This window comes from Pseudomonas sp. PME37.24/006 (genome assembly GCF_055556635.1).
In genome coordinates this window covers 1-278 of sequence record NZ_JBVHNL010000056.1, presented here as the reverse complement: position 1 = coordinate 278, position 278 = coordinate 1, and the positions used below count along the sequence as shown (strand labels likewise).

The 278-nt window shown below is 55.4% G+C and carries 1 protein-coding gene; it reads left to right on the top strand.

Going from position 1 to position 278, the window contains the following annotated elements:
- Nucleotides 1–274: VOC family protein (locus tag ACZ3GY_RS23835; RefSeq protein WP_465912199.1), on the top strand; the 274-nt coding region annotated here is incomplete at its 5' end.
- Nucleotides 275–278 lie beyond the last annotated feature (4 nt).

Sequence of the window (278 nt, the reverse complement as noted above, 5' to 3'; positions counted from 1 at the left end):
AGCGCATCGCCAGGAGAATTCGTGCCGCCTCATGATCGACGACGCGGAGATGATCAAAGATCATTCGGGCATCGACGCAAAACCATCAAACTTTTCTGCGTTTGCAATCCTATGCGACTCGCCAGACCAGGTGAACGAAACGGTAGAGAAGGTGCGCGCGGCAGGGTATACGATCGCGCGTGAGCCCTGGGACGCCATGTGGGGCCAGCGGTATGCGGTCGTTATTGATCCGGATGGATACGGGGTCGATTTGTTTGCGCCGCTATCAAAATAAAAGC